We start from the raw sequence: 14,701 nt of genomic DNA, 5'->3' as shown, positions 1-14,701 counted from the left end.
CGGAAGGCACGTCCAGCCACCTTAACGCATGCAAATACGATCCGGCTGACAGCGGGCTGACGCATTCTGAAAAAAATCCCGGTTTTGGTTTACACTGCCTGCCGTTCCGGTCGACTCCCGCAGCCGGAGCGGCTGGCAGCCCCCACCAGACCAAGGAAAAAGGGCTGCCCGCTGCGGCCGAATCGACCGCAATCCCCTCCATCCAGAAAGGAACACGATGTCTACAGTCACCACAGCTTCCGGGCTGCAATACGAAGAAATCACCGCCGGTTCGGGCGATGAAGCCAAGGCCGGCAGCCACGTCACCGTGCACTACACCGGTTGGCTGCAAAACGCCGACGGCAGCGCCGGCAGCAAATTCGACTCCAGCAAGGATCGCAACGACCCGTTCGCGTTCCCGCTGGGCGCCGGCCACGTGATCAAGGGCTGGGACGAAGGTGTGCAAGGCATGAAGGTCGGCGGCGTGCGCAAGCTGATCATCCCGGCCGAGCTGGGCTATGGCGCGCGCGGCGCGGGCGGCGTGATTCCGCCCAACGCCACGCTGATCTTCGAAGTCGAACTGCTGGCCGTCTGAACGGCCCGGAGGAGACGGCGATGAGCACCCTGCAAGAGCAATTCGAAGCCGCGGTCGCGCAGTCCAAGAGCCTGCCCGAACGTCCCGACAACATGACGCTGCTGAAGATGTACGGCCTGTACAAGCAAGGCAGCAACGGCGATGTGAGCGGCGAACGCCCCGGCATGACCGACTTCGTGGCGCGCGCCAAATACGATGCGTGGGCCGCGCTCAAGGGCACCGCGCAAGCCGATGCGCAACAGCAATACATCGACCTGTTCAATGACTTGAAGGGTTGATTTCCGCAGTTCCGCCATCACGGCCGGAGTGCGTAAAGCGAAGCAAACGAAACGGGCGCGCCTGCCATGCAAGCGCGCCCGTTTTCCATGCCGGTCCGATTCAATGCGTATCAGGACTTGGCGACATCCGGATTGAGCAGGTTGGGCGGCGTGCGGCCCGACAAGGCGGCGATCAGGTTGTCCGCCGCGCAATTGGCCATGGCCAGGCGGGTCGGCGTCGATGCGCTGGCGATATGGGGCGTGAGCACCACGTTGGTCAGCGACAGGAATTCTGGCTTGAAGGCCGGTTCGTTCTCGAACACGTCGACGCCGGCGGCGGCGATGCGCCCGGCGCGCAGCGTCTCGATCAGTGCCGCATCGTCGACGATGCCGCCGCGGGCGATATTGGTCAGGGTCGCGGTGGGCTTCATCAGCGCCAGCTCCGCCGCGCCGATGGTGTGGTGGGTTTCCCTGGAATACGGCAGCACCAGCACCACATGGTCGGCGCGTTTCAACAGTTCTTCCTTGCCGACATATTGCGCGTTGTTGGCATGCGCTTCCTGCTCGGGCTTCAGGCGCGAACGGTTGTGGTACAGCACCTGCATGTCGAATCCCAGCGAGCGGCGCGCGATGGCCTGGCCGATGCGGCCCATGCCGATGATGCCCAGCGTCGCGCCATGCACATCGGGGCCGACGAAGCTGTCATAGCTCCACTTCTTCCATTGCCCGGCACGCAGGAAATGCTCGGACTCGGTAATGCGGCGCGCGGTCGCCATCATCAGCGCCCAGCCGAAGTCGGCGGTGGTTTCATTGAGCACATCGGGCGTATTGGTCGCCATCACGCCGGCCTGGGTGGCGGCGGCGATGTCGATGTTGTTGTAGCCCACCGCCATGTTGCACACGGCCTTCAACTGCGGATTGGCGGCGAACAGCGCGGCCGTCACCGGCTCGCTGGGCGTGGTGAACAAGCCATCTTTGCCCTTGGCCTTGGCCAGCAGTTCGTCGGCGCCGAAGATGTGGTCTTCCTGGTTCGATTCGACATCGAAATGCTGCTCCAGGCGCGCCAGGACTTCGGGGAAAATGGCGCGGGATACGAAGATCTTTTGTTTCATGGCAGTCTCCCTGCTTGTTCGTGGTGGTTCAGCCCGCTGCGGATGGCATGCCGGGCCCTAAATGAAAAAGATAAAGGTCATGACGATAAACAACGGCACCAGGATGCCGCAAGACCACGCCATGTAGCCGAAGAAGGACGGCATGCGGATGCCGCGCTCTTCGGCGATGGCCTTGACCATCATGTTGGGCGCATTGCCGATGTAGCTGTTGGCGCCCATGAAGACGGCTCCGGCGGAAATCGCCGCCAGCGTCGACGCCATCGCCCCCATCAGCTCGCGCGCATCGCCGGAGGCGGTGTTGAAGAACACCAGGTAGGTCGGCGCGTTGTCGAGGAAGGACGAGAGCAGGCCCGTCATCCAGAAATACATGGCGTCGTTGGGCCGGCCGTCGGGGCCGGTCACCGCGCGCACCACCGCCGCGAAGGCGCCCTGCTCGCCGGCGCGCAGCATGGCGATGACCGGCACGATGGTCAGGAAGATGGCGGCGAACAGCTTGGCCACCTCCAGCATCGGCCCCCAGCTGAATTCGTTGCCGGCGCGGGCCGCCGCCGGCGTCAGTTTCAGCGACAGCAATATCACCCCGACCAGCGCCGCGTCGCGCGCCAGGTTCTGCCACTCCAGCGGCGTGCCCAGCACCTCGAAGGCCATGCCCGGCGCCCAGATTCCGCTCATCAGCACCAGCGCCACGATAACGGCCAGCAGCACGAAATTGAACTTGCCTTCGAAGCGGATCGGCGAATCCGGCGTCGGATCGGCGTCGGCCGGCTTGCACTCTTCCCGGTTCAGGAAGTAATGGCGGTCAAGGAAGTAAAAGATAACCAGCAACGCCACGCACAGCAACGCCATGTGCGGGAAAACATGGCGCGCGGTCCAGAAGAAATCGACACCCTTGAGGAAACCCAGGAACAGCGGCGGGTCGCCCAGCGGCGTGAGCGAACCGCCGGCATTGGCCACCAGGAAGATGAAGAATACGATCACATGCACCACATGCCTGCGATTGTCATTGGCGCGGATCAACGGCCGGATCAGCAGCATCGCGGCGCCGGTGGTGCCCATCACGCTGGCCAGCAGCGTGCCCAAGGCCAGCAGCCCGGTATTGAGCGCGGGAGTGCCGCGCAGGTTGCCGCGCACGCAGATGCCGCCGGCCACGGTGAACAAGGCGGTCAACAGGATGATGAAGGGAAGATACTCGGCCAGCAGCGCATGCATTGTCACCGCCAGCGCCGCATGCGCGCCCGCCGCGGCGGCAAAAGGCAGCAAGAAGGCCAGCGCCCAGCCGGCCGCGATCTTGCCGAAATGGTGGTGCCACAATGCCGGCGCCAACAGCGGCAGCAATGCGATCGACAGCAGCACGCCGGCAAACGGCAATGCCCAGGCGACGGACAAGGCGGCGCCGTCGAGGTCGGCGGCGAACGTCAACGATGGCGTGGCGAAAGCGGCAGCGGCGATCGCAAAGGCTCTGGTCTGCAAATGTCGTCCCGGCAGTGTAGTGAACAGGTTCTGGCGCCGGGACGGACGGATTCGACCGCGACCGGCGGAGCCACACTATAGCAGCCGAACCGATGGCCGCGGGCGAACCGGGGCTGGATCAAAAAACTTTCAAGTGTGGTTGCCGCGGGGCGGATGCCCTGCCCCGGTTTCAGCCCTTGATCTCGAACACCTGCCGCAGGTAATTCACATAGGCCAGGTCGTCGCACATGTTCTTGGAAGGCGTATCGGACAGCTTGGCCACCGGCTGGCCGTTGCAGCGGACCATTTTCATGACCACCTGCAGCGGCGTGTAACCGAGGTCGTTGGTGAGGTTGGTGCCGACGCCGAAGGCCACGCGCGCGCGGTCCTTGAAGCGCAGGTAGAGCGCGCGCACCTTGTCGAAATCCAGGCTGTCGGAAAACACCAGCACCTTGCCGGCGGGGTCGACGCGGTTGTCGCGGTAGTGCTGGATCAGGCGCTCGCCCCATTCGAACGGGTCGCCCGAGTCGTGGCGGGCGCCGTCGAAGAGCTTGCAGAAATACATGTCGTAGTCGCGCAGGAAGGCGTCCATGCCATACACGTCGGACAGCGTGATGCCGAGGTCGCCGCGGTATTCGCGCGCCCATATCTCGAAGGCGAAGGTCTGCGAGTCGCGCAGGCGCGGGCCCAGCGCCTGGCAGGCTTGCAGGTACTCATGCGCCATGGTGCCCAGCGGCGTCAGGTCGTGCTGCATGGCGAACATGACGTTGGAGGTGCCGGCGAAGTGGGCGCCCATGGTCTGCTTCATCTCGGCGATGACTTCGGCATGCCAGCTGCGCGAGAAGCGGCGGCGCGTGCCGTAGTCGGCGATGTTGCAGCCGGCCAGTTCGCTGTCGCCGGTGATCAGCGCGATCTTCTTGCGCAGCCGCTCGCGGCCTTCGGCCAGGTCGGGCGAGCGCTGGGTATCGCGGAAATAGACTTCGTTGACAATGGCCAGCACCGGCACTTCGAACATGATGGTGTGCAGCCACGGCCCCTTGACGCTGATCTCGATCTCGCCGTTGCCGGACGCGGCCGGCTGCACCGTGATGTATTTCTCGTTGAGGTGGAACAGGTCGAGGAAATCGACGAAGTCGCTCTTGATGAAGCGCAGGCTGCGCAGGTAGTTCAGTTCCTCTTCCTTGAAACGCAGCCGGCACATGGCGGCAATCTCGGCGCGGATCTCGTCGACGTAGGGGGTCAGGTCGATGCCTTCGTTGCGGCACTTGAAACGGTACTCGACCTGGGCGCCGGGAAAATGATGCAGCACCACCTGCATCATCGTGAATTTGTACAGATCGGTATCGAGTAAGGAAGTGATGATCATGAAATTCCGATGCGGCCGCGGCCGCATGCTGATGTGTTGATGACCGGCGGAACCTGGACAGGTTTCCAACCCTGCATGGGCCGGATTGCGCCGTGGCCGCTATCTTAACCCGGATCGAAAGAACCGAATCCCCGCAGCGCATGGGGGCTTTTGCCTGCCCGGATCCTGCCTGCCCGAATCCTATTTCATGGCCGCGCCGGGACGGCGGCTGCGCACATAGACGGCATTGGGCATGTAGGCGGCGCCATCGAGATAGCGCCAGTTGCTCATGCTGCCGCGGCCGTCCTTCTGGGATACCTGGCCGACGAAGGCGCCCATCGTGGCCTGCTGGTCGAGCGCGCGGAAGGCGATCGGCCCCAGCGGCGACTCCAGCTGCAGGCCGCGCAGCGCATCGACCAGCGCATCGCCGTCGGCGGCGCCGGACTTCTTCAGGCCGGCGGCGATGGCCATCATGGTGGTGTAGCCGAACACCGACGACAGTTGCGGACGCTGGTTGAACTTCTTCAGGTAAGCCTCGAGGAAGCGCTGGTGCTCGGGCGTGGCGATCTGGTCCCAGGGATAGCCGATGGCGATCCAGTCGCGGATGGCTTCGCTTTGCGCCGGATCCAGGCTCTGGGCGCCGGCCGACATCATGGAGACCACGCGCGTGCCGGCAAACAACTGCTGGCGGTTGCCGGCCTGGACGAACTTTTGCAGGTCGTCGCCGAAAGTGGCGTTGAAGATGGCGTCCGGCCGGGCCTGGCGGATCGCCCGCACCACATCGTCGGCCTTGATCTTGCCCAGCGCCGGCCACTGGTCGTTGACGAACTCGACATCCGGGCGCGCCTGCTTGAGCAACAGCTTGAAGCTGGCCACGGCGCTTTGGCCGTATTCATAGTTGGGCGCCACCACCGCCCAGCGGCGGCCCGGCAGGCGCGCCGCCTGTTCGGCCAGCATGGCGGCCTGCATGTAGGTGGAAGGCCGTACCCGGAAGGTGTAACGATTGCCCTTGTCGAGCGTGATGGCGTCCGACAAGGCATCGCCGACCACCAGCACGGTCTTGCTGCGCGCGGCCTCGCGCGCGACCGCCAGCGCGACATTGGACAGCATGGTGCCGGTCAGCACCGCGACATGCTGGTCGCGCGCCAGCTCGCGGGCGTTGCGGGCGGCCTGGTCGGCATCGCCGTCGTCGTCGCGCGCCACCAGTTCCAGCGGCCGGCCGAGCACGCCGCCGCCGGCATTGATTTCTTCCAGCGCCAGCGCCAGGCCGTTGCGGTAGGCCTGGCCGACCGGCGACAGGCTGTTGTGGCTGTTGATTTCGCCAATGCGGATAGCCTCGGCGGCGCCTGCGGCCGGGGCCAGGAGCAAGGCGACGGCCGCGGCCAGGCCGGCCAGCCGGGAGGAAAATCGGAAACGATATGCTTGTTTGGGCTGTTCAGCGTTCACGCCGGGACATCCTTTTCTTGAATCGGGCGGTTCATCAGCGTGCTGCCCCGCCCTGCCCGCACCCTCCGGCAACCCGGCCAAAACGGCCCGGGAACCTGCTTACGGCGGCGTGCGACCGGCATTGGCGGCGGCTTTTGCTATCGCTGCATTGTTTATTTACTTATACGTAATCTGTATAAGCCTCATTTGTGGGAAAAATCGAATTACCTTAAAATACAAGGCTTTGCAGCAGGCTGTGCACGGGATTTTCGGCCGCCGGAAACGGCATCGGAAACAGCGAGGACCGGTATGGCGCCAACCAGCCGCAGAATGATTTTAACCGTGCCATATTGCCATCAATTGCGGCGCAGTTAGCCATCGGTTTTAAGAATATTTACAGATAGGACAGTTATGACCCACGTTGTCACCGATTCCTGCATCCGTTGCCGCTACACGGATTGCGTGGATGTTTGCCCGGTGGATTGCTTCCGCGAAGGCCCCAATTTCCTCGCGATTGATCCGGACGAATGCATCGACTGCGCGGTATGCGTCGCAGAATGCCCGGTCAACGCGATTTACGCGGAAGAAGACGTGCCCGCCGACCAGCAGCAATTCATCGCGCTCAACGCCGACCTCTCCCGCAACTGGCCGTCCATCACCAAGACCAAGGCCCCGCTGGCCGAGGCCGAGGAATGGAAGGACAAGACCGACAAGCTGCAATACCTGCAACGCTGATCGTTCGCGACGCTTCAGGATAGAACAGCAGCGCCTTTAGCAGCTCCAGCATGCGGTTGCGCATCCAGCCAGGCTCTTCACCGCCAGCCAGATGCGCAACCGCTTGCATTTTGCTTTCAGATAATTGAACAGGAATATCAGGAAAATCATGGAAAACAACGTCAAGGGTGCGGTTGCCCAAGGCCCCATCGAAACCGATGCCATCATCATCGGCGCCGGCCCTGTCGGCCTCTTTCAGGTGTTCGAACTCGGTTTGCTGGAAATCAAGGCGCATGTGATCGATTCGCTGCCGGTGGTGGGCGGCCAGTGCGTTGAGCTGTATCCGGACAAGCCGATCTATGACATCCCGGCCGTGCCCGTTTGCACCGGCCAGGAACTGACCGACAACCTGTTGAAGCAGATCGAACCGTTCGAGCCGACCTTCCACCTGGGCCAGGAAGTAACCGTGGTGCAAAAGCGCGAAGACGGCCGTTTCGACGTCGAGACCTCCACCGGCACCCGATTCATCACCAAGACCATCTTCATCGCCGCCGGCGTCGGCTCGTTCCAGCCGCGCACGCTGAAGGTCGAAGGCATCGAGCAGTTCGAGGGCTCGCAAGTGTTCTACCGCGTCAAGGATCCCGCGAAGTTCGAAGGCAAGAACATCGTCATCTGCGGCGGCGGCGACTCCGCACTGGACTGGGCGCTGAACTTCGTCGGCAAGGCCGAGTCGGTGATCCTGCTGCACCGTCGCGAAGAATTCCGCGCCGCGCCGGCATCGGTGGCCAAGATGAAGGAACTGTGCGAACAGTATGAGATGCAGTTCCTGGTCGGCCAGGTCACCGGCACCGAGATCAAGGACGGCAAGCTGGCCGAGGTCAAGGTCACCGGCGCCGACGGCGTCACCCGCCGCCTGCCGCTGGACATGCTGCTGGTGTTCTTCGGCCTGTCGCCCAAGCTGGGCCCGATCGCCGAGTGGGGCCTGGACATCGAGCGCAAGCAGTTGAAGGTGGTCGATACCGAGAAGTTCGAGACCAACGTGCCGGGCATCTTCGCCGTGGGCGACATCAACACCTATCCGGGCAAGAAGAAGCTGATCCTGTCGGGCTTCCACGAAGCCGCGCTGGCCGCCTTCGGCGCTGCGCCCTACATCTTTCCGGAAAAGAAGATCCACATGCAGTACACCACCACCTCGCCCAAGCTGCACAAGATCCTGGGCGTGGAAACCCCGGTATTCGACTGAACCGGAGCGGCCGCGCCAGGCCTTTCCTATCGTTGTCCAGGGCAAGGAACCTCCCAAGCCCCCGCCATGCGGGGGCTTTTTTCATTTCCGCGCCGCGAATCTTTCACTGCCGGCCAGACTTTCATTCGGGTTTTCTGTATTTGGTCTTACCAGCATAAAGACCCCTGAATAAAGCGTGCTATGCTACTGCGTCGCAACATGGACAATGTTGACAAAATACAATCTCATGCATTTCGTCATCGCAAAACCATCGCCAAACGTTTGTTGCACATGCTTGCTCCCGCGCCAATCCGCCACCAGGGGCGCCATGCGCTCCGTCTGCCGGGCGGCGAGGCCAGCCAGCGCTTGTATAAAGGTCAGCTATGCTTTATCAATTGCATGAATTCAACCGCGCGTTTCTGAACCCGATGATGCAATGGGCGGAAACCTCGGCAAAACTGTTTTCCGATCCGGTTTCCCCGCTCGCCCACACGCCCTTCTCGCAGCGCATCGCCGCCGGCTACGAGCTGCTGTACCGCCTGTCCAAGGAATACGAAAAACCGCAGTTCAACATCCATGAAGTGGAAGTCAACGGCAAGCCCACCGGCATCGTCGAGGAAGTGGTCGAGACCAAGCCTTTCTGCCGCCTGATCCATTTCAGGAAGGATCTGGGCGCACGCCAGATCGCCGCGCTCAAGCAGCCGACCGTGCTGCTGGTGGCGCCGCTGTCCGGCCACCATGCCACCCTGCTGCGCGAAACCGTGCGCGCACTGCTGCAGCAGCATGACGTCTACATCACCGACTGGACCGACGCCCGCATGGTCCCGGTCGAACAAGGCGACTTCCACCTGCACGACTACGTCTACTATGTGCAGGACTTCATCCGCCTGCTGGGCCCGGACGTGCACGTGATCTCGGTGTGCCAGCCGACCGTGCCGGTGCTGGCGGCCATTGCGCTCATGGCCAGCGACAACGATCCCAAGCTGCCCAAGAGCATGACCATGATGGGCGGCCCGATCGATGCCCGCAAATCGCCTACCGCCGTCAACGACCTGGCCACCGAAAAGCCCTATGCGTGGTTTGAAAACACCGTCATCTACAGCGTGCCGGCCAACTACCCCGGTTTCGGCCGCAAGGTCTATCCGGGCTTCCTGCAGCATGCCGGCTTCGTGGCGATGAACCCGCGCCGCCACGCCCAAAGCCACTGGGACTTCTACATGCACCTGCGCGACGGCGACGACGCCTCGGCCGAGGAGCACCGCAAGTTCTATGACGAGTACAACGCCGTGCTGGACATGCCGGCCGAGTTCTACCTCGAAACCATCAAGATCGTGTTCCAGGATTTCGACCTGGCGCGCGGCGCCTGGAAGATCGAAGGCAAGCCGGTGCGGCCGCAGGACATCAAGTCGGTGGCCCTGTTTACCATCGAGGGCGAGCTGGACGACATCTCCGGCTCCGGCCAGACCGAAGTGGCGCACGAACTGTGCAGCGGCATCCCCAAGGCCAGCAAGCAGCACTTCACCGTGCCCAAGGCCGGCCACTACGGGATTTTCTCGGGCCGCCGCTGGCGCGAAATCGTCTGTCCCAAGATCGCCGAGTTCATCCGCAGCAAGGCCTGATCCGGCAGATCTGCAAGTACGGCAAAAGAGCCGGCCTCCGCTGTCATGGCGGCGCCGGCTCTTTTCTTGCACACCCGCTTCAATGCGCGTGCAGGCCATGCGCGCGGCGTTGCCTGGCGCGGCGGTAATCCTTCCAGGCCTGAGCCAGCACGCCGATGGCCAGCATCGCGGCGATGGCCGCCAGATCGGCCATCAGTCCCGACCAATTGCCCGGCTGGCCGCCGGTGGCGAGATACAGGAGGATATCGGCCAGCAGCGAAACCATCGTCCCCGAGACAAAGCACGCCAGCCCGTTGCGGCCGACCGTGACCACCAGCGGCAGGCGCTGGGCCAATTGCAGGATCCAGCCCTGGCGCACCATCATCGCCACCAGCCACAGCACCGCCATGAAACTGCCCACGCGCAGCGACGACAGGTTCTGCTTGAAGACCGGCCCCGGATCGAACTCCACGAACATGCGCACGCACAGGAAAACCGCCGCCACCGCCGCGGCAATCCGGGTCAGCTTGCGCCGGCGCAGCACGGCGTCGGCATCTTCGCGCTGGTAGCTCTTCAGCGGATGCAGGCGGCATACCGTGCCGATCACGAACAGCAATTGCCAGGCGAAGGGATTGAACGTCCAGCCGGTGGACGACACCGCCGGCAGCAATGGCGCCAGCAGCGGCGCCACGCCCCACAACGCCAGGCTGGCCGCCACCGCCAGCCAGGGCCGGCGGCGCACCGACGGCACGATCACCGGGGAGGCCAGCGCAAACAGCATGTACATCGGCAGGATGCTCGACAGGTAAGGCTGGCGCGCCAGCCGGATCATCTCCATGCCGATCTGCAGCGGTTCGTCGATGAAGGTGCCGATATCGGTGTACTCGACCGTGGGCGCATGCAGTCGCTAGGCGGTGAACAGCAGGCCCATGGCCAGCATCAGCGCCACCGTCAGCAGGAAGGAACGGTAGAGCTGCCAGCCGCGCCGCAGGAAGCGCCAGCGCGCGGCCCCATCGCCCTTCTCGGCGGCGATGGCGGTATAGGCGGCGGCAGTGGCGTAGCCGGCCAGGAAGACGAATACCTCGGTGGCATCGAAGATGGCGAAGCGCTGCAAGGTGAACTGGCCCAGCATGCTGCCCGAAATGTGGTCCACCACGATCATCAGCAGCACCACGCCGCGGAAGAAGTCGACTTCGAGGGAGCGTCCGCCTGCCGTCGGATGTGGGAACCTGATCATGATGCGCTCTGGCCGGGGCCATGCCGATGTGGTTGGAGAACGGATGCCGTGCCGCGCATCCGGGTACGGAAAATGGATACCTGCGGCGCGTCGAAGTTCAGCCGAAATTCGCCCTAATAACAAGCCGTTCTAAGAGCCGGGGGCGCCTGCAAGGCATTTCGCCTTCCCCTCCTGCAAGGCGGCAAAACGGCTTGTCGGGCAAATGGATTGCTGCGGCACAGGAAACGACTGTCGGACGGCATGACTTCGCGCCGGTTTCCCCGGATAATGTGGCCTTTGCGTTGTTTGCCAAACTGCCTCGCCGTGCCGCCATCCGCCACCACACCGCCTGCCCTGCCCGATCTTGCCGACCGGATCGAAGACCTGCTGCCGCAAACCCAGTGCACCAAGTGCGGCTATCCGGCCTGCCGCCCCTACGCCGAAGCGATCGCCGATGGCCGCGCCGCCTATAACCAGTGCCCGCCCGGCGGCGCCGAGGGCATTGCCCGGCTGGCGCAATTGCTGGGCCAACCGCTCCTCCCGCTGAATCCGGCCAATGGCCGGGAACAGCCGCGCTTGCTGGCGGTGATCGATGAGCAGGCCTGCATCGGCTGCACGCTGTGCATCCAGGCCTGCCCGGTAGATGCCATCGTCGGCGCCGCCAAGCAGATGCATACCGTGGTCGACGACCTCTGCACCGGTTGCGAACTGTGCGTGGCGCCCTGCCCGGTCGACTGCATCGCCATGGAAGAGGCCACACCGGGGCGCACCGGCTGGCAGGCCTGGACGCAAGCGCAGGCGAACGCCGCACGCGCGCGCCACGATTGGCGCGGCATCCGCCTCGAGCGCGACAAGGCGGAAAATGACGCCCGCCTCGCAGCCAAGGCCGCCGCCAAACTCAAGGAAGTGGCAGCCGCCGAAACCGGCACGCCCGAACAGCAAGCCGAGCAGGCGCGCAAAAAGGCCATCATCCAGGCGGCGCTGGAGCGCGCCCGCCTGAAAAAACTGCAAGCCGAACAGGAGCAGGCAGGCAAGTCCTGAGCCCTTGCGGCTCGCTTTCCCGTTTCCAGTTTCCCGTTTTTTACCGCCGACCAACGCCACAAGAAAAACGACATCCATGAACCCGAGCAAACGCCGCGAAATCTTCGAACGCCTGCGCCTGGCCAATCCGACGCCGACCACCGAGCTGGAATACACCACACCGTTCGAGCTGCTGATCGCGGTACTGCTGTCGGCCCAGGCCACCGATGTCTCGGTCAACAAGGCCACACGCAAGCTCTACCCGGTGGCCAACACGCCCCAGAAAATCTACAAGCTTGGCGTGGACAAGCTGATCCCCTATATCCAGACCATCGGCCTGTTCCGCACCAAGGCCAAGAACGTGATCGAAACCTGCCGCATCCTGATCGAGCAGCACGGCGGCGCGGTGCCGCAAACGCGCGAGGAGCTGGAAGCCTTGCCGGGCGTAGGCCGCAAAACCGCCAATGTGGTCTTGAACACCGCCTTCGGCCATCCGACCATTGCGGTCGATACGCATATCTTCCGCGTCTCCAACCGCACCGGCCTGGCGCCGGGCAAGGATGTGGATGAGGTGGAACGCAAATTGATGAAGTTCGTGGCGCCGGAGTTCCTGCAGGATGCCCACCACTGGCTGATCCTGCATGGCCGCTACACCTGCATCGCGCGCAAGCCGCAATGCTGGAACTGCGTGATCGCCGACCTGTGCGAGTTCAAGCAGAAGACGCCGCTGCCGCAAAAGGGCGTATAGGCCGCCATATCAGGCGCGGCGGACAAATGCTGCGCCTCAGCGCGCCGCCTCGCCATTGATCTGCAGCACCGGCACCCAGCGCATCTCCCGCACCTCATACATGGTCAATATCGGGTTGAGCAGGTCGCCTTCCTCGTTGAAGGCGATGGCGCCGCTCACGCCATTGAAGCGCAGCTTATGCAGCGCTTGCACGATGGCGGATGGCTCGGCGCTGCCGGCCTGGCCGATGGCATTGACCAGCGCCTGCGCGGCGTCATAGGCGAAGGTGGCGTACAGGTCGATATCGGTATCGAAGTTCTGCCCGTAACGCTGGCGGAACGATTTCCAGCCCGGCATCTTCTCCAGCGACGGCCCCGGCTCCAGCACCAGCACGCCATTGCCATCGGCGCCGGCCTGCATCAGGAAGGGCAGGCCTACCGTGCCGGCCGAGGCCATGAGCCGGCTATCGATCTTCAGGCGCTTGATGGCCTTGGCCAGTAGCCCGGCCTGCCAGTCCAGGCCACCGAAGAAGATCAGGTCGGGATTGCGCTTGCGCATTTCGATCAGCGGCGCGTTGAAATCCGAGGTCTTGTCGCTCACCGAATAGCTGCCGATCACCTTGATGCCCAGGTCGCGCGCAGTCCGGGCGACCTGTTCGGCCAGCCCCTGGCCGAACGGCGTGCGGTCGTCGATGGTGGCCAGCGTCTTCACCCCCAGCTTTTGCACCGCGTATTCGGCGGAGAACCGGCCCACCGCGTCGTTGTTGGCAATCGTGCGGAACACGCCCGGATAGGCCTGGGCCGTGAACTTGCGGCTCATGGTCGCGGGCGATATCTGGGCCACGCCGGCCGCGTGGTATACCGGCGCCGCCGCCAGGCTGGCGCCGCTGTTCCAGTGGCCGACCACGCCCACCACATGCTGGCTCACCAGATAACGCGCGACGTATTCGGCGGTGGCGGCATCGGCGCGGTCGTCCTGCGCCACCAGCTTGAAACGGTAATTCTTGCCAGCGATGCGCACGCCGCGGCGGTTGGCCTCGTCCAGCGCCAGCCGCACCGCGTTGAGCATGCTTTTGCCCACGCCCGCGGATGGGCCCGACAACGGCCCGGCAAAGCCGACCGGCAGTATCGCGCCCTCGTCGTCGGCGGCTTGCGCCGTTGCCGCCGGCGCCTCGCGCTGCTCAGCGGCCTTCTTTGCCGCGGCCGGCTTGGCCTGCCCGGCGCCTGCGGCCAATGCCCCTGCCGCAACCAGCACGACAAGCGCGACACGACGAAAATGAAAACGGCCCGGAAAACGGAGGTACGGTAAAAAACTGCCTGCAGGACGCATGCGATTTCCCCTCTTTGTGCCCGGCCCAGCCGGCCGGGTTCTGCTGACAAGCAGGACGCATTTCACCGATGAAGCATGGGGCGTTGATGCCCGCGATGTTTGGCGCAATGCGCTCTTTTGGTTCCCGGCAACAATATTACTTCAAGACAATCCCGCCGTGGTGGCCGGCGATGATCGCCTCATGCGCCCGCCTGCGCATGGCGATCCTGAAGCCCGGCGCGATGCGGCGTAAAATAGAGGTTTGAATTTTCGTTTCCCCGCATCATGTTCACCCCCTCCCAGCACGATGTCCGCCGCTTTTTCTGCGACGCTTACCGCAAGCACCGCAGCCACGAAGTCCTGACCCCGCTCGAAGCGATCGCACGCGACTGGATCATCCAGCATCCGGAATATGAAGAGGCGCTGGGCGACGTCGAACAGGCCATCGCCACCGACTATTCGGTCGAGCGCGGCCAGTCCAACCCTTTCCTGCACCTGTCGATGCATCTCTCGATTACCGAACAGATTTCCATCGACCAGCCGCCCGGCATCCGCGCCGCCTTCCAGATGCTGGCGCAGCGCCGCGGTTCCGAACATGAGGCGCATCACGAGATCATGGAATGCTTGGGCCAGATGATCTGGAATTCCCAGCGCAACGGCCTGCCTCCCGATGGCGCAGCCTATATCGACAGCATCAGGCGCCGCGCGCAAACCTGACTTGACTGCCGGCGCCA

14 protein-coding genes and 1 pseudogene are annotated in these 14,701 nt (G+C 63.8%); 9 read left to right on the top strand and 6 right to left on the bottom strand.

Annotation, left to right across the window (positions count from 1 at the left end; genetic code table 11):
* The first annotated feature begins 217 nt into the window (after positions 1-217).
* Positions 218-574 (top strand): FKBP-type peptidyl-prolyl cis-trans isomerase, encoded by a 357-nt coding sequence (locus tag FB598_RS09965; protein ID WP_141914812.1) that lies wholly within the window; start codon positions 218-220, stop codon positions 572-574.
* A gap of 20 nt (positions 575-594) precedes the next feature.
* Positions 595-852: an acyl-CoA-binding protein gene (locus FB598_RS09960; RefSeq protein WP_141914813.1), complete on the top strand. Its 258-nt coding sequence runs from the start codon at positions 595-597 to the stop codon at positions 850-852.
* 110 nt (positions 853-962) lie between these two features.
* Here FB598_RS09960 and FB598_RS09955 read toward each other — a convergent pair whose 3' ends face one another.
* The 4 genes from FB598_RS09955 to FB598_RS09940 form a co-directional block, all read right to left on the bottom strand.
* On the bottom strand, positions 963-1,943 hold the full coding sequence (locus FB598_RS09955) for a D-glycerate dehydrogenase (RefSeq protein WP_141914814.1): 981 nt from the start codon (positions 1,941-1,943) through the stop codon (positions 963-965).
* A gap of 57 nt (positions 1,944-2,000) precedes the next feature.
* Positions 2,001-3,413 (bottom strand): sodium:proton antiporter, encoded by a 1,413-nt coding sequence (locus FB598_RS09950; RefSeq protein WP_141914815.1) that lies wholly within the window; start codon positions 3,411-3,413, stop codon positions 2,001-2,003.
* Positions 3,414-3,582: 169 nt separating this feature from the next.
* Entirely contained in the window at positions 3,583-4,758 is a 1,176-nt protein-coding gene (gene pncB / locus FB598_RS09945) for a nicotinate phosphoribosyltransferase (RefSeq protein ID WP_141914816.1), read from the bottom strand.
* 180 nt (positions 4,759-4,938) lie between these two features.
* On the bottom strand, positions 4,939-6,183 hold the full coding sequence (locus FB598_RS09940) for an ABC transporter substrate-binding protein (protein WP_255515760.1): 1,245 nt from the start codon (positions 6,181-6,183) through the stop codon (positions 4,939-4,941).
* A 390-nt stretch (positions 6,184-6,573) separates the two neighbouring features.
* Between FB598_RS09940 and fdxA the strand changes: the two genes are divergently transcribed.
* The 3 genes from fdxA (at position 6,574) to FB598_RS09925 (ending at position 9,717) form a co-directional block, all read left to right on the top strand.
* Entirely contained in the window at positions 6,574-6,897 is a 324-nt protein-coding gene (gene fdxA, locus FB598_RS09935) for a ferredoxin FdxA (protein ID WP_050467130.1), read from the top strand.
* A 148-nt stretch (positions 6,898-7,045) separates the two neighbouring features.
* On the top strand, positions 7,046-8,119 hold the full coding sequence (locus FB598_RS09930) for an NAD(P)/FAD-dependent oxidoreductase (protein ID WP_141914817.1): 1,074 nt from the start codon (positions 7,046-7,048) through the stop codon (positions 8,117-8,119).
* Between the two features lie 362 nt (positions 8,120-8,481).
* The gene (locus FB598_RS09925) at positions 8,482-9,717 is read left to right on the top strand and encodes a polyhydroxyalkanoate depolymerase (protein WP_141914819.1); all 1,236 of its coding nucleotides are present in this window, start codon (positions 8,482-8,484) and stop codon (positions 9,715-9,717) included.
* Between the two features lie 79 nt (positions 9,718-9,796).
* Here FB598_RS09925 and opgC read toward each other — a convergent pair.
* Positions 9,797-10,933, bottom strand: a pseudogene (gene opgC / locus FB598_RS09920) (OpgC domain-containing protein).
* 303 nt (positions 10,934-11,236) lie between these two features.
* On the opposite strand from opgC, the gene rsxB reads away from it, so the two are divergent.
* The gene (gene rsxB, locus FB598_RS09910) at positions 11,237-11,953 is read left to right on the top strand and encodes an electron transport complex subunit RsxB (protein ID WP_141915025.1); all 717 of its coding nucleotides are present in this window, start codon (positions 11,237-11,239) and stop codon (positions 11,951-11,953) included.
* Between the two features lie 76 nt (positions 11,954-12,029).
* On the top strand, positions 12,030-12,680 hold the full coding sequence (nth, locus tag FB598_RS09905) for an endonuclease III (protein WP_141914825.1): 651 nt from the start codon (positions 12,030-12,032) through the stop codon (positions 12,678-12,680).
* Between the two features lie 36 nt (positions 12,681-12,716).
* Here nth and FB598_RS09900 read toward each other — a convergent pair whose 3' ends face one another.
* Positions 12,717-13,913 carry a branched-chain amino acid ABC transporter substrate-binding protein gene (locus FB598_RS09900; RefSeq protein WP_255515759.1) on the bottom strand — a complete coding sequence of 399 codons (1,197 nt, stop codon included), beginning with the start codon at positions 13,911-13,913 and terminating at the stop codon, positions 12,717-12,719.
* A 73-nt stretch (positions 13,914-13,986) separates the two neighbouring features.
* On the opposite strand from FB598_RS09900, the gene FB598_RS09895 reads away from it, so the two are divergent.
* Positions 13,987-14,220, top strand: coding sequence for a hypothetical protein (locus FB598_RS09895; protein ID WP_141914830.1), 234 nt, complete (start codon positions 13,987-13,989; stop codon positions 14,218-14,220).
* Positions 14,221-14,252: 32 nt separating this feature from the next.
* Entirely contained in the window at positions 14,253-14,684 is a 432-nt protein-coding gene (locus FB598_RS09890; RefSeq protein ID WP_141914832.1) for a DUF1841 family protein, read from the top strand.
* Positions 14,685-14,701: the final 17 nt, after the last annotated feature.

Origin of the sequence: Herbaspirillum sp. SJZ106 (genome assembly GCF_006715495.1) — a bacterium.
Classification (GTDB): domain Bacteria; phylum Pseudomonadota; class Gammaproteobacteria; order Burkholderiales; family Burkholderiaceae_D; genus Herbaspirillum.
Note: the sequence above shows the minus strand (reverse complement) of the source record. Positions and strands in the feature narration are given on the sequence as shown.

What these genes read in the sequence shown, in the direction of transcription:
- FB598_RS09965 (WP_141914812.1), top strand. Translation starts at nt 218, where the DNA reads ATGTCTACAGTCACCACAGCTTCCGGGCTGCAATACGAAGAAATCACC.
- FB598_RS09960 (WP_141914813.1), top strand. Translation starts at nt 595, where the DNA reads ATGAGCACCCTGCAAGAGCAATTCGAAGCCGCGGTCGCGCAGTCCAAG.
- FB598_RS09955 (WP_141914814.1), bottom strand. Translation starts at nt 1,943, where the DNA reads ATGAAACAAAAGATCTTCGTATCCCGCGCCATTTTCCCCGAAGTCCTG.
- pncB (WP_141914816.1), bottom strand. Translation starts at nt 4,758, where the DNA reads ATGATCATCACTTCCTTACTCGATACCGATCTGTACAAATTCACGATG.
- fdxA (WP_050467130.1), top strand. Translation starts at nt 6,574, where the DNA reads ATGACCCACGTTGTCACCGATTCCTGCATCCGTTGCCGCTACACGGAT.
- FB598_RS09930 (WP_141914817.1), top strand. Translation starts at nt 7,046, where the DNA reads ATGGAAAACAACGTCAAGGGTGCGGTTGCCCAAGGCCCCATCGAAACC.
- FB598_RS09925 (WP_141914819.1), top strand. Translation starts at nt 8,482, where the DNA reads ATGCTTTATCAATTGCATGAATTCAACCGCGCGTTTCTGAACCCGATG.
- nth (WP_141914825.1), top strand. Translation starts at nt 12,030, where the DNA reads ATGAACCCGAGCAAACGCCGCGAAATCTTCGAACGCCTGCGCCTGGCC.
- FB598_RS09895 (WP_141914830.1), top strand. Translation starts at nt 13,987, where the DNA reads ATGCGATTTCCCCTCTTTGTGCCCGGCCCAGCCGGCCGGGTTCTGCTG.
- FB598_RS09890 (WP_141914832.1), top strand. Translation starts at nt 14,253, where the DNA reads ATGTTCACCCCCTCCCAGCACGATGTCCGCCGCTTTTTCTGCGACGCT.